2 protein-coding genes are annotated in these 3,382 nt (G+C 56.7%); both read right to left on the bottom strand.

Annotated elements, in window-relative coordinates; genetic code table 11:
• Nucleotides 1-110 precede the first annotated feature (110 nt).
• Complete coding sequence (galT, locus tag OEL57_RS15520; protein ID WP_300741711.1) at nt 111-1,136, bottom strand: galactose-1-phosphate uridylyltransferase; 1,026 nt, start codon at nt 1,134-1,136, stop codon at nt 111-113.
• A 139-nt stretch (nt 1,137-1,275) separates the two neighbouring features.
• Nucleotides 1,276-3,382 (bottom strand): glycoside hydrolase family 57 protein (locus tag OEL57_RS15515; protein ID WP_300741709.1); only part of this gene is annotated, 2,107 nt, incomplete at its 5' end.

Here is a 3,382-nt window from a genome sequence, read left to right as displayed (position 1 = left end):
GTATCTCTATAACGATGACAGAAAGAAAGCGGGTCATTGGCCAGGTGTTGCTGGGAGCGGTTGGCGTAGAGCTGCTCAAGCGTAATTTTAAGTGGACAGGGTGATGTCAACTATACCTCTGCCTCACGCAGGAACTGGGCTGCATCTTCCGGCGAGGTGGGGTTAATGAAAAACCCGGTGCCCCATTCAAAACCGGCAATGGAGGTCAGGCGCGGCACCAGCTCAATATGCCAGTGGTAGTCATACTCAAGTGAGGTCCACATGGCCGGCTTACCCGGGCGTTTGTGCATTGGCGGGCAGGTATGCAGAATAAAGTTATAGGGGGCATCCTTCAGCACCAGTTTAACCCGCATCAGCATATCCTTCAGGGCCACGGCCAGCTCGGCCAGTTGGGCATCATGCATCAGGGCAAAATCGTGGCTGTGCCGCTTGGGGTACAGCCGCAGCTCAAAGGGGAAGCTGGCAGCATAGGGTGCCAGGGTCACAAAGTTGGAAAACTCCCGCACCACCCGCACCCCCTGTTCCAGTTCAAAGGCGATCAGGTCACAGAACAGGCAGCGTTCCTTGTTGGCATAGTGGGTGCGGCAGACCTTCAGTTCGGTGGTGGCCACCGGTGGCAGCATCGGTACCGCGATCAACTGGCTGTGGGAATGGGCCAGCGAGGCCCCGGCCCGTGCGCCATGGTTCTTGAACAGGATCATGTAGCGGAAACGGAAATCCCGACGCAGGTCCAGCAGGCGGGTCCGCCAGGCGATCAATACATCGGTCAGCTCTGCCGGAGTAAGGTCTGCCATGGATTTCTTGTGGTCCGGCGTCTCAATAATCACCTCATGGGCACCAATACCGTTCATCACATCATAAGGCCCATGACCACGGCTTTCCAGCTCACCTTCAATCCGCAGGGCTGGATATTTGTTGGGGATTACCCGCACCTTCCAGTTGGGGGTGTTGGGCATACCACTGGGACGGATGGCAAAGATCTCCGGCGGGGTCTTGTCTTCGTTGCCATAGCAGAACGGACAGGAGGTGATCGGTAGCGGCTCAGGCTCTGCCTGAAAATCCCGCGGACGGCGGCCCCGTTCAGTGGCAATAATCACCCAGTGCAGCTTTAATGGGTCCCAACGCAATTCAGACATAGACATACCCTTCTTTGTATGGAAACGAGGATTTTTCGTTATGGTCTCGTCAATCAAGGAGTGGCGCGGAGGCGTACCATAGAGTACGCCGCACAAGGCACTCCGAAGATTGGCGGGGCCAGGGCGGAAAAAGACCGTTTCAAATCAGCCAGTCGTTGGCTTCCAGATCCGGCCCTTCATAATTCAGCATCAACGGCGCATCCGATGGCCAACGCCCGATCTCCTCACTGTTACGTGTCAGGGTAACGCTGACAAAAAGTTTGGATTTTTGCAGCAGATGCAGCCCTTCCAGCGGCAGTGCCACCTCGCAGGTCCGATCAATGGCCCAGCGGCAGCAGCTATTGGTAGGAGTCCAACTGCCCAGCTCCCTGACCAGTAACAGTCCTTCTTCCATGCTGCGCTGCATCGGCAGGCGATATTCACGGTCTGCAATCAGCTGCAAGGCCAGGATATCATTTTCCTTGAGCAGACGGGAAAGCTCCTGAATGCCGTCAATCCTGAAGAAAAGCGAATCGCGGTTATAGCCCCAGTAGAACCCTTGCAGCAGACGATCAGACGAGTGCATGGCAGAGCCCTGACGGGTCAGGTCAAACAGCCCGGCAGCCAGCCATTCAAAGTAATCCCCCACCCGGCCGTTGATATCCGGCTCAATGAAGCCGGCCGGCTCACGCACCAGACCTGCCGGACTCTTTTTCTTGATCGGCTCCAGCAGTTCTCGGGGCGGGCTGATCCCCAGCATGGTGTAAATATTGGTGAGATGCTGACGGAACAGGCGGTCAAACCGGTCACTGTGGGGTGAGAAGTGATCATCACCAAACCACCAGAACCAGTCGCTTCCTTCAGCAGCATAGAGCGAGGTACAGAGCAGGCGGGCCACCTGGTCACCATCCATACCACCGCTGGCCAGCTGGCGGGCTGCTTCAGGATGATGTTCAACAATCGCCCGTCTGGCACCTGCCACCAGATCCCAGGCCAGGTTTTCTTCTGGATGGCCGATCCAGATGCCGTAGTTTGCATTAATCCAGGAGCCGGGATGAATCCGGTGCAGGCGGCCTTCGAAGCTTGATTTTTCCAGCACCTCGCTACAAGTGGTCAGCTGCAGGTCTGAAGCTTCGGCAACAGCGGCGTAGACACCTGACAGGAAATCGTAGGCATTGTCAGGATAAAACTCCCAGGCGTTTTCACCATCCAGGACAACCGGAATCACCTTGCCGTCTGTACCTACCTGACGTCCGATCTGACGCAGGCGTCCGGTAAAATCAGCCACGGCCCGGCGAGCATCCCACTGGCTGTAAGTAAAACCGATCAGATCTGAAAGCTGGTGATCACGGAAGAAAATACGCAGATCCCCTTTGGCAGTGGCAAATCGCCAGGGGTGGTAGAGATGCTCATGGTGCTGACCCAGCCCGCCATCCAATGAGCGGCCCAAAACCTCTTCGTCGGTTGCTACCCACTCCAGGCCGCAGTCACGTATCAGCTGCAACGTTTCATCACTGACTGACCCTTCGGAAGGCCACATTCCCCGTGGGGTACTACCAAACACTTCCTGGAAATAGCGCAGTCCATGACAGATCTGGGCACGGGCATCTTCAGGGTGACGGAACCGTTCCTGAGGCAGCGTCACCTTTGGCATCGCCTCACGTGCCAGCTGGGTATCACACAGGAGCGGAAGAATCGGATGAAAGTAAGGAGTTACGGATAGCTCAATCTGTCCAGATGCCTGCAGCCGCCTGTAGAGCGGTACAATTTCGTTCAGCAGCTTGCGCTGGGTGGCAAACAACAGGGCACGGTCCTCTGCCGTGTAGCCCTGACCTTTGGCTAACAGCTCTCGAAAGGCAGGAAAGCGACGCCGGGCTGCCTCACCGGTCCAGGCCAGAAAGAAACAGACCTGCAGATCCTGCAGATCCTGATGACTGAAGTGCCTGACCCGTTCACGTACGGCACCGGGCTTGCCTTCACCCGCCATGTAAAGCAGTTCAAGGTAGCGGCGGTGCGGCTCAATCATCCGCTGTCGGTTGGCAGAAAAGAAGTTCTCCAGCAGGAAGATCCGGTCTTCTTCCGACATATCTGCCGGGTTCATCTGCCCCTTGATCAGGAACGGATCAACCGCAGTGCCAGCAGCGTAGTCCAGCAACTGCTCCACCAGGGAAGGGACAATGTTAAACACCGCCCGCGCCCCTGGCGTATCCTCCACAATGGCCGGCATGTCATAGTAATCCTTGATGGCATGCAGATAGGTCCAGGGT

Source organism: Trichlorobacter sp., from assembly GCF_030247655.1.
Taxonomy (GTDB): Bacteria; Desulfobacterota; Desulfuromonadia; order Geobacterales; family Pseudopelobacteraceae; genus Trichlorobacter.
The sequence above is the reverse complement of the archived record's forward strand: the minus strand, read 5'-3'. Positions and strand labels throughout refer to the sequence as shown.

Excerpts from the sequence above, each read along its gene's own strand:
- galT (WP_300741711.1), bottom strand. The coding sequence starts at position 1,136 with ATGTCTGAATTGCGTTGGGACCCATTAAAGCTGCACTGGGTGATTATT.